Annotated in this window: 26 protein-coding genes; 15 read left to right on the top strand and 11 right to left on the bottom strand. The window is 34.2% G+C overall.

Annotation, left to right across the window (positions count from 1 at the left end):
* Nucleotides 1–10: 10 nt before the first annotated feature.
* Nucleotides 11–562, top strand: a complete 552-nt coding sequence (gene rsmD, locus LU301_RS01910; RefSeq protein WP_305272010.1) for a 16S rRNA (guanine(966)-N(2))-methyltransferase RsmD — start codon at nt 11–13, stop codon at nt 560–562.
* 75 nt (nt 563–637) lie between these two features.
* On the opposite strand, the gene LU301_RS01905 is transcribed toward rsmD, so the two are convergent.
* On the bottom strand, nt 638–952 hold the full coding sequence (locus LU301_RS01905) for a hypothetical protein (RefSeq protein ID WP_305272008.1): 315 nt from the start codon (nt 950–952) through the stop codon (nt 638–640).
* Nucleotides 953–1,996: 1,044 nt separating this feature from the next.
* Between LU301_RS01905 and LU301_RS01900 the strand changes: the two genes are divergently transcribed.
* Genes LU301_RS01900 through LU301_RS01890 form a run of 3 tightly spaced genes read left to right on the top strand, consistent with a single transcriptional unit; the run spans nt 1,997 to nt 3,625 of the window.
* Nucleotides 1,997–2,440: a hypothetical protein gene (locus tag LU301_RS01900; protein WP_305272006.1), complete on the top strand. Its 444-nt coding sequence runs from the start codon at nt 1,997–1,999 to the stop codon at nt 2,438–2,440.
* Nucleotides 2,441–2,455: 15 nt separating this feature from the next.
* Entirely contained in the window at nt 2,456–2,977 is a 522-nt protein-coding gene (locus tag LU301_RS01895; RefSeq protein ID WP_305272004.1) for a GreA/GreB family elongation factor, read from the top strand.
* Between the two features lie 12 nt (nt 2,978–2,989).
* On the top strand, nt 2,990–3,625 hold the full coding sequence (locus tag LU301_RS01890) for a deoxynucleoside kinase (RefSeq protein ID WP_305272002.1): 636 nt from the start codon (nt 2,990–2,992) through the stop codon (nt 3,623–3,625).
* A gap of 51 nt (nt 3,626–3,676) precedes the next feature.
* Here LU301_RS01890 and secA read toward each other — a convergent pair whose 3' ends face one another.
* On the bottom strand, nt 3,677–6,430 hold the full coding sequence (gene secA / locus LU301_RS01885; RefSeq protein WP_305272001.1) for a preprotein translocase subunit SecA: 2,754 nt from the start codon (nt 6,428–6,430) through the stop codon (nt 3,677–3,679).
* Nucleotides 6,431–6,831: 401 nt separating this feature from the next.
* Here secA and LU301_RS01880 point away from each other — a divergent pair, with 401 nt between their 5' ends.
* The 8 genes from LU301_RS01880 (at nt 6,832) to LU301_RS01845 (ending at nt 15,041) form a co-directional block, all read left to right on the top strand.
* Nucleotides 6,832–8,916, top strand: a complete 2,085-nt coding sequence (locus LU301_RS01880) for a RelA/SpoT family protein (protein ID WP_305271999.1) — start codon at nt 6,832–6,834, stop codon at nt 8,914–8,916.
* 100 nt (nt 8,917–9,016) lie between these two features.
* Nucleotides 9,017–9,250, top strand: coding sequence for a hypothetical protein (locus LU301_RS01875; protein WP_305271997.1), 234 nt, complete (start codon nt 9,017–9,019; stop codon nt 9,248–9,250).
* Nucleotides 9,247–9,612, top strand: coding sequence for a hypothetical protein (locus tag LU301_RS01870; protein WP_305271995.1), 366 nt, complete (start codon nt 9,247–9,249; stop codon nt 9,610–9,612). The genes LU301_RS01875 and LU301_RS01870 overlap by 4 nt, the downstream gene beginning before the upstream one ends.
* A 110-nt stretch (nt 9,613–9,722) precedes the next feature.
* The gene (locus LU301_RS01865) at nt 9,723–10,697 is read left to right on the top strand and encodes a hypothetical protein (RefSeq protein ID WP_305271994.1); all 975 of its coding nucleotides are present in this window, start codon (nt 9,723–9,725) and stop codon (nt 10,695–10,697) included.
* Nucleotides 10,698–10,847: 150 nt separating this feature from the next.
* Nucleotides 10,848–11,798 carry an ABC transporter ATP-binding protein gene (locus LU301_RS01860; RefSeq protein WP_305271991.1) on the top strand — a complete coding sequence of 317 codons (951 nt, stop codon included), beginning with the start codon at nt 10,848–10,850 and terminating at the stop codon, nt 11,796–11,798.
* A gap of 1 nt (nt 11,799) precedes the next feature.
* Nucleotides 11,800–13,161, top strand: a complete 1,362-nt coding sequence (locus tag LU301_RS01855) for a hypothetical protein (protein WP_305271988.1) — start codon at nt 11,800–11,802, stop codon at nt 13,159–13,161.
* Nucleotides 13,162–13,350: 189 nt separating this feature from the next.
* Nucleotides 13,351–13,884, top strand: a complete 534-nt coding sequence (locus LU301_RS01850; RefSeq protein WP_305271986.1) for a DUF3800 domain-containing protein — start codon at nt 13,351–13,353, stop codon at nt 13,882–13,884.
* Nucleotides 13,881–15,041: an MFS transporter gene (locus tag LU301_RS01845; protein WP_305271984.1), complete on the top strand. Its 1,161-nt coding sequence runs from the start codon at nt 13,881–13,883 to the stop codon at nt 15,039–15,041. Before LU301_RS01850 ends, LU301_RS01845 begins: the two co-directional genes overlap by 4 nt.
* 6 nt (nt 15,042–15,047) lie before the next feature.
* On the opposite strand, the gene LU301_RS01840 is transcribed toward LU301_RS01845, so the two are convergent.
* Together LU301_RS01840 and LU301_RS01835 are read right to left on the bottom strand one after the other, a co-directional pair.
* Complete coding sequence (locus LU301_RS01840; protein ID WP_305271982.1) at nt 15,048–16,262, bottom strand: TIGR03862 family flavoprotein; 1,215 nt, start codon at nt 16,260–16,262, stop codon at nt 15,048–15,050.
* Nucleotides 16,263–16,901 (bottom strand): class I SAM-dependent methyltransferase, encoded by a 639-nt coding sequence (locus LU301_RS01835; RefSeq protein ID WP_305271980.1) that lies wholly within the window; start codon nt 16,899–16,901, stop codon nt 16,263–16,265.
* A 135-nt stretch (nt 16,902–17,036) separates the two neighbouring features.
* Here LU301_RS01835 and hemH point away from each other — a divergent pair, with 135 nt between their 5' ends.
* Together hemH and LU301_RS01825 are read left to right on the top strand one after the other, a co-directional pair.
* On the top strand, nt 17,037–18,053 hold the full coding sequence (hemH, locus tag LU301_RS01830) for a ferrochelatase (protein ID WP_370692214.1): 1,017 nt from the start codon (nt 17,037–17,039) through the stop codon (nt 18,051–18,053).
* A gap of 11 nt (nt 18,054–18,064) precedes the next feature.
* Entirely contained in the window at nt 18,065–18,697 is a 633-nt protein-coding gene (locus LU301_RS01825) for an MBL fold metallo-hydrolase (protein ID WP_305271978.1), read from the top strand.
* Between the two features lie 57 nt (nt 18,698–18,754).
* On the opposite strand, the gene LU301_RS01820 is transcribed toward LU301_RS01825, so the two are convergent.
* The 7 genes from LU301_RS01820 to LU301_RS01790 all read right to left on the bottom strand — a co-directional run bounded on the left by LU301_RS01820 (nt 18,755) and on the right by LU301_RS01790 (nt 24,329).
* Entirely contained in the window at nt 18,755–19,594 is an 840-nt protein-coding gene (locus LU301_RS01820; protein ID WP_305271976.1) for an inositol monophosphatase family protein, read from the bottom strand.
* Between the two features lie 87 nt (nt 19,595–19,681).
* Entirely contained in the window at nt 19,682–20,161 is a 480-nt protein-coding gene (gene ybeY, locus LU301_RS01815; protein ID WP_305271973.1) for an rRNA maturation RNase YbeY, read from the bottom strand.
* A gap of 63 nt (nt 20,162–20,224) precedes the next feature.
* The gene (locus tag LU301_RS01810; protein ID WP_305271971.1) at nt 20,225–21,310 is read right to left on the bottom strand and encodes a hypothetical protein; all 1,086 of its coding nucleotides are present in this window, start codon (nt 21,308–21,310) and stop codon (nt 20,225–20,227) included.
* Between the two features lie 2 nt (nt 21,311–21,312).
* Nucleotides 21,313–21,600, bottom strand: coding sequence for an FG-GAP repeat domain-containing protein (locus LU301_RS01805; protein ID WP_305271969.1), 288 nt, complete (start codon nt 21,598–21,600; stop codon nt 21,313–21,315).
* Between the two features lie 11 nt (nt 21,601–21,611).
* On the bottom strand, nt 21,612–22,802 hold the full coding sequence (locus tag LU301_RS01800; protein ID WP_305271967.1) for a hypothetical protein: 1,191 nt from the start codon (nt 22,800–22,802) through the stop codon (nt 21,612–21,614).
* Nucleotides 22,803–22,827: 25 nt separating this feature from the next.
* Nucleotides 22,828–23,148, bottom strand: coding sequence for a CREC-EF hand family protein (locus LU301_RS01795; RefSeq protein WP_305271965.1), 321 nt, complete (start codon nt 23,146–23,148; stop codon nt 22,828–22,830).
* Nucleotides 23,148–24,329 (bottom strand): hypothetical protein, encoded by a 1,182-nt coding sequence (locus tag LU301_RS01790; protein WP_305271964.1) that lies wholly within the window; start codon nt 24,327–24,329, stop codon nt 23,148–23,150. The genes LU301_RS01795 and LU301_RS01790 overlap by 1 nt, the downstream gene beginning before the upstream one ends.
* A 194-nt stretch (nt 24,330–24,523) precedes the next feature.
* On the opposite strand from LU301_RS01790, the gene LU301_RS01785 reads away from it, so the two are divergent.
* On the top strand, nt 24,524–25,117 hold the full coding sequence (locus LU301_RS01785; protein ID WP_305271961.1) for an LptM family lipoprotein: 594 nt from the start codon (nt 24,524–24,526) through the stop codon (nt 25,115–25,117).
* The last annotated feature ends 74 nt before the right edge of the window (nt 25,118–25,191 follow it).

Raw genomic sequence — 25,191 nt, 5'->3', positions numbered from 1 at the left:
GGCGAATGTTATGAATAATCAATTGCGTATTATTGCTGGGAAATGGAAACGTCGCCAGCTTGATTTTGCCAATGTTGATGGTTTAAGACCGACACCAGACCGAGTGCGTGAAACATTATTTAACTGGTTAATGTGGGATATTCAAAATGCCGATGTGCTTGATGTCTGTGCAGGCTCAGGAGCGTTAAGTTTTGAAGCCTTATCCCGTGGTGCAAATACTGTAGTTATGATTGAACCTAATCGAGAACAAAGCACTTTTTTGAAAAAAAATTTAAAATTACTACAAGTTGAAAATTCAACATTGATGGTAACGACCGCACAACAAGCATTAAATCAACTTGCTCAATCCACACAACGTTTTGATGTGGTATTTTTAGACCCACCTTATAGCCTCAATTTATGGCAAGAATTAGCCATATTAATACAACCTTTACTCAAACCCAATGCATTCATTTATGTTGAAGCAGATAGAGCCTTACATCTTTTAGGTTTACCACATGAATGGCAAATCACTAAAGAAAGCAAAGCAGGCAAAGTCTATGCAGGTTTATTTCAAGTATAAACATAAAAAGACTTAATATAAGATTAAGTCTTTTTATATGCCATATCTACACAATTGACGAGTCATCACAACCCATTATGGTTGAATGACGATGCCTTGTGCTAATTTTTGACGTGCTTGCTCTTGGCTTTCAGGCGATAATGCAGGATTTGTTGCAACAATACGCTGTACATTTTCCTCAGTTACCGCAGCAATTTCTGAAGGTTTAAAAATAATCTCTGCTTGATTTGGATTAGACAAGCTATAAGAAACGCCTGTGCGTGGGCTAATAAAGGTGGTATAACCATCTTCATGTACACCTACAACACGACTATCTTGATTTGATGTATTATTTGCCATAGCATTTACACTACACAATACTAAACCACACATCAATACGATTTTTTTCATGGAATAAACCTTTCATTTCATATTTATATGGTGCTGTATGTTACACCAACTTTGTACGCAAATTTATCATAATTGTGTTAAATCAAGTGAATTTATGTGTTTATCACTTCATCAATATATCATATTCTAGTACCAAATTTAAAACCTAATTTTGTAGATCTATAAATTAATTAAAACATCAATAAAATTTATCTATTTAGACTTATTGCTTTATTTTTCCTTTATTGATAAAATAAATATATCTATACAAACCATAAAGATAGAAAATATGAGACAATCGACAATCGACAATCGACAATCGACAATCGACAATCGACAATCGACAATTATCATGGTATTAGCTCTTTAAGACAATTACAAGAGCTTTTTGATGTTTTCTTTCTTAAACCACAACCTTTACATAACTTAGCTCAACTATTAACAACATCTTGCTCCCTAAAACATATTACACAAATTATTAAAGATGATATTCTCTCTAATCCCTTTATATTAAATAATATTGCTCAACGTTCTTATTGGCATGGTAACGGCTTTTTAAAAATCGTTTTAATAAATAATGCCTATAAATTACGGCTACATATTTGGTTTCCTGAAACAACTTGTGAAGAGAATATCCACAATCATCGTTGGCATTATGCCTCTCATGTTTTAATTGGTCATCTGTATTCCGAAATTTGGGAAGATTCTATTTCATCAACCAATAGTTTTGAATATGATGAATATCTATATCATGCAAAAACTAATAATAATGCACCAAATAAAACTTTCATTAAGAAAACATTATTAAGGCAAACTCAAAATACTTGCTATCAAGCGGGTGAAAGTTATTTTTTAGATAAAGATATTTTACATAGAATCAAAAAATCATGTGGAAATATGGTTGCAACTATTATTTGTACAACCCCTACACAACAATTAACCAATCGTCTATTCCCTTTAGTACAGGAACCAAGAATTCAGCCTACTTACTTAAGTAGTAATGAATTAGCCACTCAATTGCTATCTTTTTTAAACTACTCTGATAATATAATAAAGGTATAATTTATGCTCAGTCAATCTTGTCTAAATACTTTGAAATACCATTATCAAACTGTTGAAATTACTGATAATGTAAAAAAACATCAATTAAGTAAAGAAATTCAATCTCTGCAATTTCTTCGTAAAAAAGAAACATTACTATCTCATGAATTATATTTGAATTTATATGATAGATTATTTCGCCATATTTCTATATTGCTATTAAATCATAATTATATGATAACCAAAGAGAAACCACATCAAACTTTATATGAAATTTGCAAAGATTTGCACCCCAAAAAAAGTCATGATATTAAAGCTATGATTAAATTACGTCATTATTTTAAAAAGAATACATTTATTGTCAATGAATATATTGATATAGATTCTTATGAATGCCTTTTTCAAATGTTAGCAATTTTTGATATTTCTGATAGTTTAGATTGTCAAAAATTATATATTAATTCTTAAATCTTGGAGTAAGATATGCAAGAGACAAATAATCAAGTGTATTTAACACAACGTGGCTTTGAACAACTTAAAGAGTTATTAGCTCGAAAAGAAGAAGAGTATGCTGAAGTTCGTAATGCTCGACAAATTGCATTTGAACTGTCAGGTGATGGTTGGCATGATAATCCTGAATTTAATCGACAACAGCAGATGGAAGCTAATTATAACCATCTAGTAAAAGAGCTAAACGAGAGGCTAGCTCAAGCTAAACTTATTAAAATCATTGAAGGATATAGACCCACTCATTGTGTTGGAATAGGCTCTTGGGTAAAACTCACTCGATGGAATTTATCAAGTGATGAAAGTATACAAGAGTTTTGGGAGATTGTAGGTTTTGATGAAACTGATGTTAATCTTCAACAAATTGCTTACAATGCACCATTAGCTACTGTCATCATGGGACTAAAGAAAGGTGATATTTCTGAAGAATTATCGTTAGGCGATAATCGATGGGAAATTGAAATAGAAGAATTATATCCTACAAGACAAACAAAATAGAGAACCTAGCTTATGTATATTGTAGTTGAAGGTCTGAAAGGAGTTGGAAAATCAACAACTGTAGAAAGTTTAAATCAAAGATTATCTGATTTAAATTTTCTACATACAATTATTTCACCAACCAAACCTATGCCACATCATATCTGGTGGGAAACAGCATATCAATATTTTCATCAGGATGACAATTTTATAGAAGCTTTATATGCTAGTCGCTCTAATTATCATGCCAGAAACATAAATTGGCATGATAATCTAATTATTGGAGATCGTAGTATTCTTACTAGTCTAGCTGTAAGGTGGGACAAAATTGAAAATGAATTTTCATCAGCTTACCATTTTTTTCATCATGTTAGACAACTAGAATATTATATTGGCATACCTGATATATCTATTCAATTGCATATTGATGATAATCAACTTATGCAAAGGTATGAAAGACGAGATAGACATTATGGAAATGCTGAAGAATGTTTAAATGAAATTAAAAGAATTAAACAAAATTATGAACACCTTAAAACATGGTTAAAATCAACAGAAGCTATCACTTTACTACAAAAACAAATAAAGTGGATAGATATAGATTGTAATAATCGCTCAGTAGACAATATCACTAATGATATTTTAAATATCATTACACAAAATGTTTAATTAAATTCTCAAACAATAAGGACGAAATCTCTCCGCCCTTATATTCATCATTTAAGTAATTTTACCATGACATTGCTTATATTTAAGCCCTGAACCACATGGGCATGGTGAATTACGGCTTTCAGGTGCTGGATAATATTCCTGTTGAGCATTAAACTCACCTGCAATATTACCATTTTGGTCAAGCCCTAATTGCTGTGCAACATCCGCTAAGAACTCTTGCGAAACATCACTCATTTGTGCTTGTTTGAATGATAATTGCATTGCCTCAATTTCAGCTTGGCGTTGTGCTTCTAAAGCAGCTAATTCTTCAGGTGTTGGAATGTGTACACGAGCCAAATCAGTAACAACATCAGACTTAATCGCCCCTAACATATTGACAAATAAATTAAACGCCTCACGCTTATATTCTTGCTCTGGGTTTTTCTGAGCATAACCACGCAAATGGATACCTTGACGTAAATAATCCATTGATGCTAAATGATCTTTCCAATGGCGGTCGAGTGAATTTAACATAAAATGACGTTCTAATACTTCCGCATCTTCTTTGCCCATTTGCTCACGGCGTTCACGATAACGGTCAAGTACAGCCTTCGTTACACGGCGAATAATACCTTCTTCATCTAAACGGCGGTCATCTTTCATCCATTGTGATACAGGTAAATCAATGCTTAAATCATTTTTTAAGCTGGCTTCTAAACCTGCAATATCCCATTGGTCATATACCGTTTCAGGTGGAATAAAGTTAGCGATAAGAATTTTTACCACTTCTTTATACATTTCTTCTAAATATTCACTTAAATCATGTTCCGATAAAATCGCATCACGTTGAGTATAAACAATTTTACGCTGTTCATTATTCACATCATCGTATTTTAATAAGTTTTTACGAATGTCAAAATCACGTGATTCCACTTTACGTTGAGCATTACTAATCGAGTTATTGACCATTTTATGCTCAATCGCTTCATCTTCTTTTAAGCCCATCGCACGCATCATCGCAATAACACGATCACCAGCGAAAATACGCATTAAATCATCTTCTAATGATAAGAAGAAACGTGATACACCAGGGTCTCCCTGACGACCTGCACGACCACGCAACTGGTTATCAATACGGCGACTTTCATGGCGTTCTGAACCGATGATATGCAAACCACCCGCATTCAGTACAATTTCATTATCCGCACGCCATTGTGCCTCTAAACGTGCTTCATCTTCTTCACTTGGATTTTCAATTTTAGCTAATTTAGCTTTCCAGTTACCACCTAGCAAAATATCAGTACCACGACCTGCCATATTAGTCGCAATAGTTACTGCACCGGGTGCCCCTGCTTGAGCAATAATATCCGCCTCACGCTCATGCTGTTTTGCATTTAACACTTCGTGCATAATGCCTGCATTGCTTAATTTTTGCGATAAAATTTCACTGGCTTCAATGGTAGCTGTACCAATCAACACAGGAGCACGTTTTTCTTGAATACGTAAAATTTCTTTGATAATAGCATTATATTTCGCATCTTTTGAAATATAAATCACATCATTTAAATCCTGACGTACTAAAGGACGATGAGTTGGAATAATAACCACATCTAAACCATAAATTTCCTTCATTTCCGCCGCTTCAGTATCTGCCGTACCTGTCATACCTGACAATTTACGATATAAACGGAAATAGTTTTGGAATGTCGTTGTCGCCATAGTTTGGTTTTCAGGTTGAATTTCTAAGCCTTCTTTGGCTTCAACTGCTTGATGTAAACCCTCCGACCAACGGCGACCCGGCATCGTACGTCCTGTATTTTCATCAACAATAATGACTTCGCCATCATGAATAATATAATGTACATTCAGTTGATATAAATAATGGGCACGAATCGATGCTGTAACGTGTTGTAACAAATTTAAATTTGCCGCAGAATAAAGACTATCATCTAAACCTAATAGGCCTAATTCCATCAATTCTTGTTCAATTAACTCAAAACCTGCTTCAGTAATATCAATTGAACGTTGTTTTTCATCTATCCAAAAATGTCCACCATCAGCCACTTTTTCTTCTTTTTGTGGGCGTAATTTTGGTGGAATACGGTTAATTAAAGCATATAATTCTGATGTTCCTTCACTTTGCCCTGAGATAATTAATGGTGTACGGGCTTCATCAATTAAAATTGAGTCCACTTCATCAATAATAGCATAGGCTAAACCGCGTTGTTTTTTTTCTGACCATGCAAACACCATATTATCACGCAAATAGTCAAAACCAAACTCATTGTTCGTACCATAGGTAATATCTGCTTGATAAGCCTGTGCTTTTTCAAATGGGTCTTGCATTGAGTAAATAATACCAATACTTAAACCCAAAAATTCAAATAAAGGACGGTTTAGCTCAGCATCACGTTTCGCCAAATAATCATTGACGGTAATGACGTGTACACCATCACCACTAATGGCATTTAAATAACACGCCAAAGTCCCCATTAAGGTTTTCCCTTCCCCTGTACGCATTTCAGCAATTTTACCTTCATGTAAGGTAATACCGCCGATTAATTGTACATCGTAATGACGCATTCCCATGATACGTTTTGCGGCTTCACGACATACCGCAAATGCTTCTGGCAATAGTTTATCTAAACTTTCACCTTTTTTATAACGTTGTCTAAATTCTGAAGTTTTTGCTGATAATTGTTCATCGCTTAAGGCTGAAGTTTTTTCTTCCAACGCATTAACTTGGGCAACAATTTTACGCATACGTTTAAGTTCACGTTCATTTTTTGTGCCAAAAATACTGCCCACTAGGCTAGATAACATACAAATTTCTCTCTAATTTTTAAATATTAAAATTATTCATATTATGAACTTTTTTTTATGAAGTACAAGGGTAATTTAGTAAAAATTAGCAGATATTCTAAAGTAAACATAGAATTAGGTTATAAAATAATCATTTCAATGATTTAAATTATTGTTATATAAGGGTAGTAATGCAAAATAATAATTAAATTAAATACTAAGCTCGCAATTTACTTGTGATGATTTATCTGAAACACGGACATATTTGCCGATCATCTCAATCTATTTTTATAGTTATTCTGTTGATATTGATAAAATCCTTGACAAACTTTCCTAATTTAGTTATATATTAGAGTAATATTCACTCTATATTTTTTAGCCAATTATCTGCTTTATTATTGTTATTATCTCTCGGAGCCAAAATGCCAGACTGTATTCGTCAAGCCAAAGACCAGCTCAAGTTAATTATTGAACCTTATTTACCCACAGATCAAGTAAATTGGGTAATGGATGCTGCTGATTTTGCAGATAAAGCACATGAAGGCGTTACACGTAAAAGTGGTGAACCATATATTTTACACCCAATTGCGGTTACTTGTTTATTGGCAAATATGCGTTTGGATTATGAAACTTTAATGGCAGGTCTAATGCATGATGTCATTGAAGATACACCTGTAACTAAAGAACAAATGGCTGAAAAATATGGTAAAACTACAGCCGATTTGGTTGATGGTGTAACCAAAATGAGTCATTCAAGCGATAAACTTTTTAATAAAGCACTTACATTTCGTAAAATTTTACAAGCAACTTTACAAGACCCACGAGTGATTATGGTTAAACTGGCTGACCGTTATCACAATATGACCACGCTTGATTCTCTACGCCCTGATAAACGTGCGAGAATTGCTCAAGAAACCATCGATATTTACGTCCCTATGGCTCGCATTGTGGGTATGAATGATATGGCAGATCAACTTGAGTTATTGTGCTACGAAAATTTAGATTTAGAGGTTTTTAATAATATTCAAAATGCCCTTGCTGAAGCGAAACCCAATCGTTGCCAATATCAAAAACAATGGGAACAAGCATTAGCACATATTTTCCAGACTTTAGAAATTGCTGCAACTATTGAGAAAAAAGATAACAAAGTCGAATTATTCCGCCGTTTTATGCGTGGTAAAATCTCACTGCATGAACTATCGCATAGCCATTCATTTAATGTAATTGTTCCAACTATTGCCAATTGTGATACGCTTGCAGAGTATTTAAAACAGCATTTTGAAGTCCTATTCTATGCTGATAATATCCGCCACCCTTTACCGGGGGGCAATCAGTCATTGCGTATCAAATTAAAAGGTGAGCATACCTTTTTGACTTTAAATATTCAAACTGAACTGATGCAACGTGCATCACAATATGGTGTTGTTTTAGGCGAGAATGCACCACAAGCATGTCGTTCCGCTATTCAAGCATCAATGCAAAATTTAAATACTTTACTTGATGTTGATGATGCTAAAACTACTTTTGATGATTTATTAGACTATTTACATCAAGATAAAATTTGGGTTTATACACCACAAGGTCATGTACATGAATTACCAAAAGGTGCAACAGCAGTAGATTTTGCTTATGCAGTAAGTACATTTTTAGGTGATCATACAGTTGGTGCAAAAATTGATAAAGAAATCAAGCCACTTTCTACACCTTTATTACAAGGACAAACCGTTGAAATTATTAAAGATGTATTGGCAACACCAAACCCAGATTGGCTCAGTTTTGTCAATACACAAAAAGCTCGCCGCGCTATTCAAAATATTCTAAAAGAACAAGATGTAGAAGAACAACGCTTAATCGGTGCTCAAGCATTAGACCGTGCATTACGTTTATTTAATCGTTCTAGTCAAGATTTGACCGAACAAGATTGGGCAGATGTTTTACAATGGCAGAATATTCAAAGCAAACAACGTTTATTTGAACAAATTGCTATTGGTGATTTATTACCACAATTGGTAGCAAATCGTTTATTTGCACGAGAAAATAGTGAGCAAGATATTGAATCTGACCGTTTAATTAAAGGCACAGAAGGCATTGATGTTAAATATGCACAATGCTGTAATCCGATTTTAGGCGATATTATTCAAGGTAATTTGACACGACGTGGTTTAATTGTACATCGTGTTAAATGTACGCATTTAGAGCATGAACGTAGCATCAATCCTGAAAATATCATGCCTTTACAATGGAATAATGAGATTGATGATGTTAGTTTTACTGCTTATTTAAGTATTCATGCTGAACTTGATGATGAACAAGTTTCTCGTATGATTTACCAATGTCGTAAAATGCAAATCGGTGTTGAAGGTATTTATCCACAGGAAGAGCAAACTTATGCACATCTAGTGGTAAAAAATCGTAATCATTTGGCGGAAGTGATGCGTGAATTACGTTCATTATTGGCATTCCCACAAATTACACGTTTAAAAGCACCAATGATTATTAAACACTAATTCATGGGTTATCATAGTAAGGTACTTAATATGTGCCTTACTTATGCTTTATTTTTCAATAACCTATATTTTTTATAAACTTAATGATGGAGTAAAAATAATGATTTTTGAATTAGCCACTTTACCACCTATTTTCCAACAATATATGCAACAACATCCTGCTGTTGAATTAAAACTTGTTGATGGAAAATTAATTGCTACCCCTACACGAATAGAACGTCCTTTTAATTTCGATATTGATGAATTAGACAAAGCATTAAACAGTGGTGTTGTCTCTGTACCAAAATTTGATAATGCTGAGCAATTAGCAAATTGGCTTGGCGGTGCAAAATGAGGGTTACTTTAAGCGAAGATTTTAAAAATAAAGTTGCTCATTTTCCCCTAGCTGACCGCATAAAAATTGCGGAATTTATCCAATATGTAGAAAATCACGGATTAAATGGCTTAAAAGGTCGTAATAAAAACTCAGACAATGTTCCTACAGATGACCCATATTGGGCAAAAAAAGTAAAATATGCTCAAAAACATCATTTTTGGCATTATCATATTGGTATTCCGTACTATGAAACTGCAAGTAATGGCGAACAAGTGAGTGAATATATCCTGCATTATCAACGCTTTGATGATAGAATTCATATCGTTGCTATGGCTTATCATCCACCTTTTAATTTACCAACTGAAAGTGAAATTTTATAGATAGATAAAATCATTTATTCAAAATATCTCCATTTTTATATCTACTGTCATCAAATTGTAATAAGATAACGATAAAATAACTATACCATTTACAATCTAGGATTATTCTTTTGAGCATTGAAGTTTTAATGATTATAGGCTTTTGTTTGGCAGCCTATTCAATCGTTGCAAATGATGTCCCACAAACTTTAGGTACATTTATTTCATCAAACTCTCATCGCCCTTGGTGGGTATTATGGATTTATACCAGTGTTATTTTAATCGCTGTATTAATGTATGGTTGGTATGTCTCAGGTACAGGCGATGCATCTTATGGACGTTTAGAAACTATTCCTTTCCCTGATTCAGGTATTACATGGTTGTATATTATACCACCTATATTATTGATTATTCTCACTAAATATGGTATTCCTGTTAGTACAACATTTTTAGTTTTAACAATATTTTCACCAAGTAGCCTAAGCTCCATGCTCACTAAATCGATGATGGGTTATGCTGTTGCATTTATCGCTGCTATTGTGATTTACCGTTGGGTACTGAAAAAAGTAAGTGTTTATTTTAGTGAAACTCGCCACTTACCGCCAACACGCACATGGATTGTTTTACAATGGTTGGCAACCGCATTTTTATGGAGTCAATGGTTAATTCAAGACTTGGCAAATATTTTTGTCTATGTCCCACGTCAAGTTCCATTAGAATTTATGTATTTTGCCATTGCAGTATTTGTTGCATTACTGGGTGTAATTTTCTATCAACGTGGTGGTGCAATTCAGCACATTGTAGACACCAAAACAGGCGTAACCGATATTCGCTCTGCAACAGTTATTGATTTTATGTATGCGATTATTTTATTGGTATTTAAAGAGTGGAGTAATATCCCTATGAGTACCACATGGGTATTCTTAGGTTTACTCGCAGGACGTGAATTTGCGTATTCAATGCACTTAAAGGGTGTAGATAGCAAATTAACTTCACTTACCGTAAGTAAAGATGCAATGAAATTGATGTTTGGTTTAGCGATGAGTATTTTCATTGCCACCGCCTTACCATGGCTTTACGCAAAAATTAATCTATTCTTAGGCTAATTTCAACACTGATGAATGGCTGTACATCAGCCATTCATCAATACTCAATTAACAATCATATAACATAACATTATCTATCTTTTACAAAAAAACATTTTCATTCATAAAAAATCAATTATACTCAAATGATATTCATTTGAGTAAATAGCAATGATAGAAATCCAACAACTCAGTTTTTATTATGGCGAACAACAAATTCTGTTTGACATTAATATTAACTTACATGAAAACAGCATTACAGGTCTCATCGGACCGAACGGTGCAGGTAAATCTACGCTAATGCGTTGTATTGCAGGTTTAGAAATTCCACGACAAGGACAAGTTTTACTCAATGGCGAACCAATTTTAGCCAACCCGCAACATAGCTATACACAACTTGGTTATTTACCTGATATTTTTGGTTTATCCGAACAACTGACCATTTTACAATATTGGACCTATTCAGCTCATGCCAAAGGTGTTGCCAGCGAAAAAATTCCTGAAGCGGTGGCACAAACCGCTCAATTATTAAACTTAGAGCATAAATTACATCATCGTATTCGTGAGTTATCTCGTGGGCAACGTCAGCGTGTTGGCATTGGGCAAGTGATTATTCATCAACCTAAGTTATTGATTTTAGATGAGCCAGCAAGTGGACTTGACCCAGAAGCACGCCATGAATTATCACAATTATTTAACCGTTTAAAAGCACAAGGCATGACGTTGTTAGTCTCTAGCCATATTTTGTCTGAGCTTGATGAATATTGCACCCATATTCTGGTGTTAAAACAAGGGAAAATCGTTAAACATCAAGCGATTAACCATGAAAATAGTCAATTTATTTATACAGGACAACAAAGTATTCCGCTTGTGTTACGTTTTGCACAATGGAATGATGAAATATACAATACTTTAAAGCAAGCACCACATTTAAGTCATTTACAGTTCGATGAAAAACAAATGAGTGTGATTGCCAGTATTTCACCTGAAACACAAAAGCGTATCGAAATTATTCAATACTGTGTAGAAAAACAATTACCACTCATCGGCGTGGAAATTTTAAAAGAAAGTTTATTACACACTTATCAAAAAACATTACATCATGATGAAACGGGAGCATAATATGAGTGCTATCAAAATCCCTAAAATCTATTTTAATGCTGAATTTCAACGCTTAATGTGGCTCAATTTTAGTTTGCCATTATTATGTGTGATTATTTTTTGCTATGGATTTTTTAGTTATAATTCAATTAATTATCATGATGGTTATCGTTTTGAGCATTTACAAACGGTGGCATTTACAGGCTTTTGGATTTCCAATATTGCCATGGCGATTATGCTACAACGTAGTTTTAAACAGGATATTCAATCACAATTTTGGGATCAGTTGCGTATGTCCACGCTGACATCGTGGCAACTGTCATGGACACGCTTATTTATTACCCCAATTTTGGCATGGGCAAGTTTAATCATTTGTATGCTGTTGATGTTTTTGGGGGTAGTGCTGTATGTACCAGATAGTGAAACATACAGTTATAGTCTAGTTTCTGAAGATATTAGACAGCATATTTTGCATTTTGTACTGATGATGCCGATGTTTACTATTTGCTGTGCGAGTTTGTTTATTATCAATGAGTTACAGTTTAAACGTAGTCAATATGAATGGAATGGCACCTATTTTCAGCTGGGTTTATTGGCAGTTGTGGGTGGTTTCTTTTTAAATTCAACTTTAGATCGATTTGACTATAATTCTCGTTTAGATATTTTGCCATTTTTTAACTATCATACTGATTTAAATATTTGGCATTTGTTCAGTTATGCTGTGTTGGCAACGGTGATTGCATTATTTTTACTCAATAAATCAATGTCATATAAATTGCATTTAAAATCAACGCATATTTATTGGCTGATGATTGTGTTGATTTTGCCTTATGTTTTAATCGTGATTGATAGTTTGTTTTTACAAAATACCCTAACTATCGGCAGTTATGATTACACAAGTGAAAAATATATTGACATCAGTTTTGCAAAATCATCTGCGTTGATGTACTATTTTTCAGTCTATAGTGTGATTATTTATTCGGTAGCGTGCGGTATCTCATTGATTTGTCAGGATAATCGTCCACAAACGTTTAGTTTAGCATGGCAATATTTTAAAGCAAAACAGCTACGCAAAATGCTTGATATTTTACCGATTTGGGTGATTTTGTTACCAGTTGCATTACTGACGATGGGATTATTAGCGGTCATCATTCCAAGTATTGATACGAATTTTTACCAAACTGTTATCCAGCAAAATCACTTTGATGATAATAAACATTTTGCTTTTGCGAGTTTTGCTTCTCAATTGGTCGTTTATATGAGTACGATTTTCGTTTTATATCATTTAAGCCGTAACATTGCACCACGTTTTAATAGTGTCAATTTAAGTTTAATCGGCTTTATTTTGCTGTATGTGATGTGGATGATTATAATGAAAGTCTAACTTGACAAAGTGATTGTTTGATTTTATACTGAAACTGTAGCCGTAGTGTAGTATAAATATTCCACACCTAGAAATTGGTACGACAAATACTACGGTCATCGTAAATTTACTTTAAGTAAGTTGCCACTAGGTGCTACAATTTAATAAAAAGCTCCTTTTTCGGAGCTTTTTTGTTGGGTAAATATTTTTATGCATTCATTAATTTTTCTTGATGAAAGTGGTGATTTAGGCTGGCGTTTGGATAAACCTTATCAACAAGGTGGTTCTAGTCGTATGCTTACATTATCTGTAATTTGTATTCCCGAGCATAAAACTAAATATATCAAACGAATTGTTAAAGCACTTCATCAAAAAAGAAAACGTCCGTTGCAACATGAATTAAAATCAGTTCATCTAAATCGTGCAGATAAATCATTGTTTTTATCTCTAACAAAAAAATTACTTAAACAACATCAAGATATTCATCTTTATTCAATTACGCTCAATAAAAATAATATCCCAACAAAAATCAATCGTAATCCAAATGCCTTATATAATTATATGGTTAAAAAATTAGTATTAGATTATATTTGTGATACACCATTTGTAGATTTTATTCCAGATAGAAGAAGTGAGTATTTGAATATTAAATGGAATATGGGGGAATATCAAGAGTTAGTTATGCGTCAGTTTATTCATTCTAATCAAATTAGACATGATTATATTGAGTTAAAACACTTATGATAAATCATTCCATCTCATTGCTTTTAAAACTTACTTTTGCCATCATTGGCTTATTTGCCTTTTTGCAAGTTTATTCCGTACAAGCTATTTTACCTATTTTACAACAAGATTTTTCTGCCAATGAAACGCAACTCGGTTTAATGGTTGGTGCTACGGTCATTGGGATAGCCATTATTTCACCTTTTATTGGTTTATTATCTGACCGTTTTGGGCGTAAAAATATCATTATTTTATCTATTTTAGGTTTAGCAATTCCTACATTTCTCATGAGTTTTGCACCATCACTTAATGCCATGATTATTTTACGCTTTGTACAAGGCATTGCTGTCCCGGGAATTACTGTGGTTACCATCGCTTATATCGGTGAAGAAATTTCAGGTAAACATTTAAGTCAATCTATGTCGATGTATGTTTCAGGTACGGTATTGGGCGGATTTTTAGGACGCTTTATTTTAGGACATTTACAAGAAATCATGGGTTGGCGAAAAGCATTTATCATCATGGGTGTTGCTACCTTAATTGGAGCAATTTGGGTCGCTTGGCAATTACCTTCATCTAAAAATTTTATTGCCAATCAAAATTTAAAATCATCATTACAAATTTTTAAACAACACTTAAGCAATCGTCATATTATCATGCCCGCTTTATTGGGAATGTGCGTTTTATTTTCATTAGTGGGTTGTTTTACCTATATCAATTTACATTTAGCAAATGAACCCTACCGTTTATCGAGTGCAGATTTGGCGAATATTTTTGCGATTTATCTTATTGGCATGGTGATTACGCCTATCGCAGGTCAGCTTATTCATCGTTTTGGGACTCAATGCATTATTATGGGAGCAACGATGTTATCTATGTTAGGCGTGTTATTAAGTTTAGTCAATCCTTTAACAGGAGTGATTATCGCTTTAACATTGATGTCCACAGGTGTGTTTATTACTCAATCAGCAACGATTTCTTATATTGCCATAAATGTGCAACAAGGGCGTTCTTTGGCTTCTGGCATTTATTATAGTGGTTATTATTTGGGTGGTTTTATTGGAGCATGGATTTGTGCAATGGCATATGCTTATGGTCAATGGACGTGGACGGTGATTACCTTATTTATGGTGCAATGTATTGCGTTAATCATTGCATTTTTTGGTCTAAAGAAATGATTTATTCTAAGAATGAATGGATAAAAATTCTGCCACTCGCTGACCACACACTCTTCCTGTTGCCAAACACGCTGTCAGCAAATAACCGCCTGTTGGAGCGTTCCAATCGAGCATTTCACCGCAACAAAAAATATAAGGATTTGATTTTAATTGAAAATCATGTTGTAAACTCTCTTGCTTAATACCACCACCACAACTAATTGCTTCATCAATTGGGCGAAAATGGCTAAACGTAATCGCTAAATCTTTAATATAATCAGCCATTAATGCCATATCTTGCCAATGTTGTTTATCACTACATTCTCGTAATAAAGCAATTTTAGTGGCGTTTAAACCTAACTTTTTTAAACGTGTATTGAGCGATAATTTTATATTCTTTTGTAAAATTTGAATAATGGATTGCTTCTCATAATCTGGTAATAAATCCAAGTGTAAAGTCATTTGACCTTTCGCCAATAACTGTTCACGCAAAGGCTGATTGATCCGATAAATCAATCCACTTTCCAAACCATAATGGCTAATGACAATATCGCCATGACAAGGTTGCCCATCAACCCACGCATTAACACGTTTCAACGCCTGCCCAAAATGCTCTTGCATAAATGATGACCATTGACGACAAATACCAACATTACTGGCATAAAATGGCATGATTTCATCAGCATTAAACCATTGTTGCCACTGTCCTGTACTGCCTAATTGTGGATAGGATATTGCCCCACACGCTAGCACTATCGCATCAAATTGATATGTGATTATTTGATGATTTTCATTTTTAAGATTTTGAAATTTAACTTGATTTTGTTGTATATCAACACAACGATGATGATAAAAAAACTGTACACCTTTTTGTTTTAAATCCGCCAACCACGCACGTAATAAAGGAGCAGCTTTCATCTCTACAGGAAAAATCCGTCCAGATGAACCAACATAAGTTTCTATACCAAGCGATTTTGCCCAATGTTGAATCCATGTTGCATCATACAAACGAACAAAAGGTTCCAACCAAGCTTGTGGCGTATAACGTTGTACAAAATCATCAAGTGGTTCAGCGTGGCTTAAATTCAATCCTGTTTTCCCTGCCATCAAAAATTTTCGCCCTGCACTGGGCATTTGCTCAAATACAGAAACTCGCACATCATATTGGCTCAAAACATCAGCACACATTAAACCCGCAGGCCCTGCCCCAATAATGGCAATATGTGGTTTATTTTCCATCATTTATGCTTGCCCTAATTTTGGCAATGTTTCATCAAAACGAGTTTGATAACCGCTCGGCTTAGTAATAATGAGTTGCTGACATAACTCGCCACGTTGTAAATATTTAATTTCAAAATGAGTACGTGCTGATGTCTGCTCAATCATTTGTCGCTGATAAGGCAATTTCCATACCTGTTGTAATTGTTGTTCTGCTTCATCGATATATTCCGCAATATTACTTGCGAGTGTAATGGTTGCTTCATCTGCCATACGTGAAAGTAAATATTCAAAAAATGGCATATTTAACCAACGTTGTGTTGCATTATGCGGTTCAGGATTAGGATATAAAATAAAACATTGTTGGACTTGTTTAGGATAAAGTGCGTGTACCGTCCATGCAATCGCATCGGCATGTATAGGCACTAAATTTTCACGCTGTAACTGCTGATGTAATTGTTGCATCACTTGAAATTTTTGTTGTGTACGTTCAATCGCATAAAGTTGATATTGTGGATATTGTTCACTAAATAACTGCTCACTAAGTAATAACGCATGCTTACCCTTACCTGCACCTATTTCTAAATATATCGGCTGATTTGGAACAGGACTAAAATTTCGTGGTGCATGAATATATTGGGGTTGAAATAAACGTATCATCATCAAAACAAGTCAATATGGAAATATCAGGGCTTATTGTAACATTAAATCATTTTGATAGGTAAAAACATATGCAAAATCGAGTAAAATCTGTTATTTTATACACATCACAATATAATGTAAATTGAGCCTATTATTATGACGCAATCTCGTCCCAAAATCACAATTATCCTTGCTAATCTAGGTACGCCTGATGAAGCAACTCCTGCATCAGTACGTCAATTTTTACGCAATTTTTTATCTGATACACGTGTAGTAGAAATTCCTAAACCCATTTGGCAAATTATTTTAAATTGTTTTATTTTACCATTTCGTCCCAATAAAGTGGCACATGCTTATCAACAAATTTGGCAAAATGGCTCACCTATGCGTACGATTTTGCTTGAACAAGTCAATCAAATCAAACAGCGTTTAACTACAATTTATCCAGAATTTGAATTGAATGTCATTCCTGCTATGACCTATAGCTCGCCAAGTTTAGCCAGTGCCTTACAACAGGCAAGTCAAAATATACCTGACCAAATTATTTTATTGCCACTATTTCCACAATATTCAGCAACTTCAACCGCACCCTTGTATGATGGTCTAGCAAAATGGATTCCTAAACAACGTAATCTACCTGCAATTCATATTATTCGTGATTATTATCAACATCCTTTATATATTCAAGCCTTAGCCCAAAGTGTTAAAGATTATTGGGCGGAACATGGACAAGCTGAAAAACTATTGATGTCATTTCACGGAATTCCACAACCATTTGCGGATAAAGGCGACCCTTATGCTGACCGTTGTCGTAGAACAGCTGAATTAGTCGCTCAAGCACTCCATTTAAATGAATCACAATGGGCCGTAAGTTTCCAATCTCGTTTTGGTGCACAAGAGTGGCTTAAACCTTATACTGATGTCATTTTACCAGAATGGGCAAAACAAGGTGTTAAATCCGTACATGTGATGAGTCCTGCATTTTCTGCCGATTGTTTAGAAACTTTAGAAGAATTAGCCATACAAAATGCTGAATTATTCCAAGAGCATGGTGGAGAAAGCTATGCTTACATTCCTGCACTTAATGAGCGAGCAGACCACATCGAATTATTATTCCAACTACTGAAAGCTCAATTAGATGCTAGCAAATATCATTTTCAATGTTTTGAATAAGGAATATGGCTATGCTAAAAGTTCAAATTGTTCCTGTTACGCCTTTTGCTCAAAATTGTTCTATTATTTGGGACGATGAAAGTTTAGAAGCAGTCATTGTAGATGCAGGTGGCGAAGCCAATAAACTACAACAAATTGTACAACAATTAGGCTTAAAAGTCGTCGCTTTATGGAATACACACGCCCATATTGACCATATTGGTGCGGTAGGCGAATTGGCTCGTATTTGGCAAATACCTGTGATTGGACCCCATCGTGATGATGAGTTTTGGGTCGAGATGTTAGCTGATGTCGCACAAAAATATGGTTTTGCCATTCCTGAACCTGTTCAAGTTACACAATGGCTCAATGGTGGTGATGTAGTTAAATTAGGACAACATACATTTGAAGTACGTTTTGCACCCGGTCATACTCCCGGTCATGTGATGTTTTATAATGATGAACATAAAATATTATGGGCAGGTGATGTATTATTTAAAGGCTCTATTGGGCGTACTGATTTTCCAAAAAGTAATCATCAACAATTATTAGATTCCATTCAACGTGAATGTTTAAGCCTTGATGATGATGTACAATTTATCGCAGGACATGGCGAAATGAGTACTATTGGTTATGAACGTAAATATAATCCTTTTTTAAAATAATACTTAACCTCAATAAAAAAGCATATCCAACGATATGCTTTTTTATTAATCCATGCTTTATCTGGCAGAACGCACCGCATCGCCCCATGCAGGAACAACAGTTTGCATTAATGGTTTTAATAATTTAATTGATGTCGCCACCACTTGACCATTTTCTAAATAATCATTACCGCCACGAGCATCAGCAACGATACCACCTGCTTCACGCACAATAATATCGCCTGCTGCAATATCCCAAGGTTTAAGACCTAATTCAAAAAAGCCATCAACACGACCATTTGCCACATAAGCCAAATCTAAAGCAGCAGAACCACCACGGCGAAATTGTGCTCCCGCTTGTGTTACTGCTAATAATGATGCAAAATGTTGCTCCGCATAAGATACGACTTCACCATGATGCAATGCACGATAGGCATGACCTACTGCTAAAGTGGTATTTTGTAAACTTTCTTTTTGTGTAACACGAATACGGCGTTGATTGAGCATCGCACCTTGACCACGACTTGCAGAGAATAATTCTTCACGCACAGGGTCATAAATTACACCGTGTTGTGTAACACCTTTATGTTGCACAGCGATTGAAATACAAAAATGTGGAATACCTTGAATAAAATTAAGCGTACCATCTAAAGGGTCAATAATCCAACACCAATCAGCGTCATTGCCTTGCCCTTCTTGCATACCAAATTCTTCGCCTAAAAAACTATGGCGTTTATAACTTTTCTTTAAAGTATCAATCGTTAATTGTTCTAAATAACGGTCTATACGAGTGACAGGACCATCAATCCCTTTTTCTTCAACTTGTAATTCAAGACGATGACGATTTTGGTGTGCTTTTAAAAGCTCTTGCCCAACTGTTTGTGCTGCTCGTGCAGCCATGACGACCATAGGTTCCATGAAGTTTACCCGTATAGATTTTAAATGATTAAAGAATAATGCATAATAGCAAATATTATTTTAACAGAAATTTGTGCGATTTAATATTTATTTTTCCAAATATGGATTATTTATTGCTAATTTCGCCAAAATCTCAATTTCTAATTGTTCCATTTCTTCGGCATCTTCATCAGAAATTTCATGGTCATAACCGAGTAAATGTAATACCCCATGCACCACCAAATGCGTAAAGTGATGTTGTGGATTTTTTTGTTGCTCAATACTTTCTTGCAACACCACAGGAATACAAATCACTAAATCGCCTAATGGATATTGCACCAATTCATCAACAATATCAGCAGGGATTTCACTTGGAAAAGACAGTACATTGGTCGGTTTATCTTTTTGGCGATATTGTGAATTTAATTCTTGACTATAAGCCAAATCCACACAAGCAATGCCGATTTCAATATCTTGTTCAAATTCAATATGTTGTAAAGTCGTTGCAATCACTTGTTGCAAAGTCGTTTCATCAAGTGGCAATTCAGGCGAAGTAAAATCTTGCTGTAAAAATAAGTCGATATTCATGGGCTATCAAATCGGATAAAAATCGAGTACATGATACGTTTTTTTACAGCAAAAATCCAGTGGTTAAAGATTGTCATCAATCGGAATATCTAACATTTGAGCTAAAGATAAAATTTCTGCTTTATCATGACATTTCACAATAATGAGTTGTAATTCATCATTGCCAGAATCAATATTTAATAAAGCCCGCTCAAATTGAGATTCTAACATTTGATTGATATGGCTTAATCCTTGTTTACGGTCAGATTCACTGATGACAAAATCTTGTTCTATATATTCTCCGATAAAATGACTTAACGCTTCACTGTCATATTTCCAATCATCATGATAATAATAAATGATATTACAAATCAATAATTGGGCTAAATCTTGATGTTCTGCATCGATTAAATCATCTTTCTCATAGTCTAATAATTTTTCAAGTTTTTTACGCATTTTATGCGGATTTTCTCGCAACTCCATTAAACCTTTTTTCAGTCTATTTATATCTCGTTTGTGCAATATTTCGTTTTCATATAATAATTCTACAAAACGTGCGATATTTTCCTGTTCAGAATGGGTTTCTTGTTGAGTAAAAATCCCTTGATTTTGTTCAGTATAAATTTTTAAATCATTACACGCACGCTCAATATATTGACTTAATAAGTTAAAATGTTGAATATCTTCATCAGTTAAATGATTTAAATCAAAGGGTTGGCTATCTATCACCATGTCTATATAATTGGCAAATAAGGTTTTTGTTTTCGTGAGATAAACACGTTCATTTTCCAATAAAATCACAAAACAGATTTCTGCATTACCTTGATACATTGGCGTTTTGATTTTAGTCTCAAAATTCACGCTTAATACTGGGCGATGTCGTTCATGTTGTAATAATTCAGCTAAATCATCAACTTGCTCTAATCCCATTTTTGCTCGTAATTGATTATAGGCTTGATATTCCGCTTGATAATCATAATATTTTGGTCGAGTTTCGCTTTTATTTAAATCATACGGCATATACCAATAAAATAAGGTTAAATCTTTACTTTTAGTTTGGTAATGGTCGTCATGTTCACGAAAATAATCATTTAGTCGTGAAACATTATCATATAATATACTTGCTTGTTCTGCATATTCAAGCGGATAGTCATCAGTTAAATCGTGCATTTTCAAATTCCTTTATTGAGTAAAGTATAACTATTGTGCAATATGTTCATCAATCGGCATTTTATATTGCTTTTTGACTTGATTAAAAAAGGTGGTTCATCGCCCAAAGGGGCATGAATATCACGCATTACACGATGATTTTGGCTAGATAATTTAATGTGTAACGTACCATCTTCAAGCCAAATCACATCTTTTTTGCCATCACCATCAATATCTTTTATTAAACGCTCTTCCGCATAAAGTATTGAACTAGATAGCACGCACAGACTAAATACAAACCATTTTTTCATTAGAAATATTCTCATTTATTTTCGGCCACTTGCCATACTTGCCCATTTTCTAGCAGTAAATAAGCGGTTTGTTCACTGGCAACCGTTTTAATGATTTTACTTGGTAATGTTTGTGCAATTTTTCGTACTTCACCTTGTTTATTTAATATACTGACTTGTCGATAGCCCATATGCGGAATAACTGCAAAATTTTGCGTTACTGCTGTAATATTCGTTTCAAAACGTCCAATTTTATGATTACTTAAACCACTGGCGAGTTGCTGTGGTTGTAAGCGATTGTCCTGTAATTGATAACGCACCAAATGCCCTGCTAAATGTGGCATATGCACCGCATACAGTTGATTTAAAAAGACAAATGGCGATTGCCAACGAAATGGTGCTAAGGCTTCACTTTCTGCTACAATCTTTAAACTTGGTTGTTGCAATACATTTTTGCCTAACTCAACGAGTACGGTTTTTGCACCTTCGCCATTGCCTGCCATAACGGTAACTAAGCGTTGTCCTTGTGGAGTATTTAAAATTTCCAAACGATTGGCTTCAAAGACTAAATCATCGTCTGACAAAGGTTTAGCTAGTGGTTTCAGCGTATGACGTTCTAAATATTGCAATTCACCTGCTTCGATTTTATCGCCCAATACACCATGCTGATAGGTACTGTTATCAGGTTTTGCTAATACAGCGATATGTCCATCATGATTTTGACCTGAAAAATTGATTTGAATGGGTTGGGCATCTGGTATAACAGGTGTATCCGCCATTGCGACCACCTTTGCATCTTGTTGATGAGTTTCAATGCGTGCTAAACGTGCTTGTTGCTGATGATTGATAACCGCAATGGTTGCAAAAGGTAAAATTTCTATACCTGCATGACTTGATAAAGGAATTTTAGATGAATATTTCTGTTGTTTATCCCACAAAACAAAATTGCCTTGCTTGTCTGCCATCGCAATTTTACCATAACGAGCCTTTGGTGTAATTTCTGTCGAAAGACCATTCATCAAACAATGTTGTTGTTTTACCTGCCATAATTCGCCACGTTGATTAATGACCAATAAGTTTTGTTCATCATCAATAGTCAATTGGGCAACTTGTCCAATTTGTTGTAAATCCATTGCTTGAAGTTTAAAATTTGCCCATAATGGCGTACTCTGCACCGTCAATAACAATGCAAATAATGTGATAAAACGATGTTTGAGTTTCATATTCTCATTTCCAATTTAACAAGCATTATTTCTGCTCACATCTAGGCCAACACTGAATATAATCATAAATTTCTTGTGTATAAGCAATCGGTAAATTATCAAACTCATCTAAAAAACCGTTTTTATTACGGTCGAGTTTTTTAAAACTTTGTTGCGTAATTGGAAAATCAAAAACTAAATCTTCTGCCGATGATCTTTTAACAGCCAAAAACTCTTTTAAATTGAGTTTATGATCGCCATTGTTATCAAACTTATAAATAAAACTCTCATCAGGCGGTGCTATACTTAATGCCTGTACGGATGAACTGAATACTATCAACAAACTGAGAAATAAATATTTTTTCATTATAGCTCCCCTTGAATGGTCAAAGCAAAATCAACCGTTTCTTCTGCCAATACATCACCTGCAATATTGGTCAGTTGTAAATAAAACCCTGATATTTTACGGATTGGATTCTCTGAAAAATCCACATCTTCCCAATTGATAGTAAAATTTGGATTATGATTTTCATTTTGACATTCATCATAGGTTTGTATGTGAGACCTAAAAATCTGTTCACCAATTTCGCCATCAACCATATCATAAATCCACAGCACAACGCCATGTTCCGCTTGATGATTTAAATACATAAACAAGTTTAAATCTTTATCATACGGTAAAATACTTGATTCTGGGATAAAATCAAAGCTACCTTCTGCATTGGCAATACTGTCATATATACCGTCAAAATCAAATCTTACTGGCTGATATTTTCCCTCATCATGCCAATCTTCCACTTTTAATGGAAAATCAACCTGTAATGAATCAATTGCAATACCATAGCGATTATAGGCTTTAATCATCAATCCACTAATATCACCAATATTATTCATATTAAAATCTAAATCTAATAACCCATCAACCGTTTCAGACATTGGGTCAAAACCATAGGATAAATCCGTAATTGGCACGCAAGAAAAACTCACATTTTCATTACATTCCGCTTTTATTCGTACGGTAATTTGTGAATCGATACTAATACTGTCATGTGGCGATAAAATATGTCCATTATAACGGATGGAAACAAATTCAAATTTTAAATGTTCTGTATCTGCTTTTTGGCGTTCGGTCAATTCTTCTAAAGATAATGGCTTATAAATATAATGAATATCATGCACTTGATGATATAAAATGCCACCATCAGTGGTTTGCACATTAATATTGGCACCATTCACCGTAACACCATTTGGATATTGTTCTGCATCAATATCATTTAAATAAAAATAACGCTCAATGGTATGTCGTCCTGCTGGTAATACATCAGATGGCATATAACCACCGCTAATAGAACATTCACTTGATTCTTGTTCTTCCTTAGTTTGTGGTAACATCCAAATTTGACAATCATAACGACTTTCAAAATCAATGGTTGCCCATAAATAATCACCATCGGTTAAAGTTTCTGATTCAGGCGTTTGAAATTGAATGCTATGTAAGATAAAATCATCTTTTGGTTTTGATTTAAAAAATTTAGAAAAGAATGACATTGAGATGTTCTCCACATTTTAGATAAATGGTTGATTTTTGCATTGGTTTTAGTCTAACAAATATAAAGTAAATAGTCCATAAAATTTATTTTTTGTTGTTATAATACGATGATGTTATTTTTGTAACTATATAATATATTAATTTTATTAACATTATCAATATGATGATTTTGTAAATGTAGATGGGGATTCAAATGAAACTACTAAACTTAACTGCTGTATCACTTGCAGTTGTTTTCACCTTAACCGCTTGTGGCAATGATAAACCTGCGGAAGCACCAAAAACCGAACCAAAGGCGGAGCAAACTGCTACTAGTACAAGTTCAGCCGAAATTGACAAATTAATCATCAAAAGCCCTTATATGGATTTTGTGGTCAATAGTAATCGTGCGGTGATTATCAAAGATATTAAATCTGAATTTCAAGTTACGCCAGAACAAAATGCGTGTTTGCACAGTTTAGAAGGTAATCCAAATTATTTAGCAACGCTTGAACCTTATGTTAAAGGGATTTTAAATGATGCGGAAATTAAGGAAGCTGATGCGTTTTTTGCAACTGATGCAGGGCGTAAATTCTCTGAAATGATGTTAAAACAAATGGGCGCAGAAAATCTACCGCCATTTGTTGAACCAACTGCAGAAGAAAAAGCGGAAATCGCCAAAGCCTTTCTCAAAGCATTTTTTGTGAAAATGAAAGCAAAACAAGATGCAATGAGTGAACAAGAAGCGATTGATTTTGTGATGACGATGATGAAAAAAGAAATGGAGCGTTGCAAAATTTCTAAATAATCATACGATTTAATATGATTTTAAAGTATTAAATCATGATGGTGTAGGGGCGAAATATTTTTCGCCCTTACATA

This window comes from Moraxella sp. ZY210820, assembly GCF_030674635.1.
Taxonomy (GTDB): Bacteria; Pseudomonadota; Gammaproteobacteria; order Pseudomonadales; family Moraxellaceae; genus Acinetobacter.
This window is presented reverse-complemented; position numbering and strand designations above follow the sequence as displayed.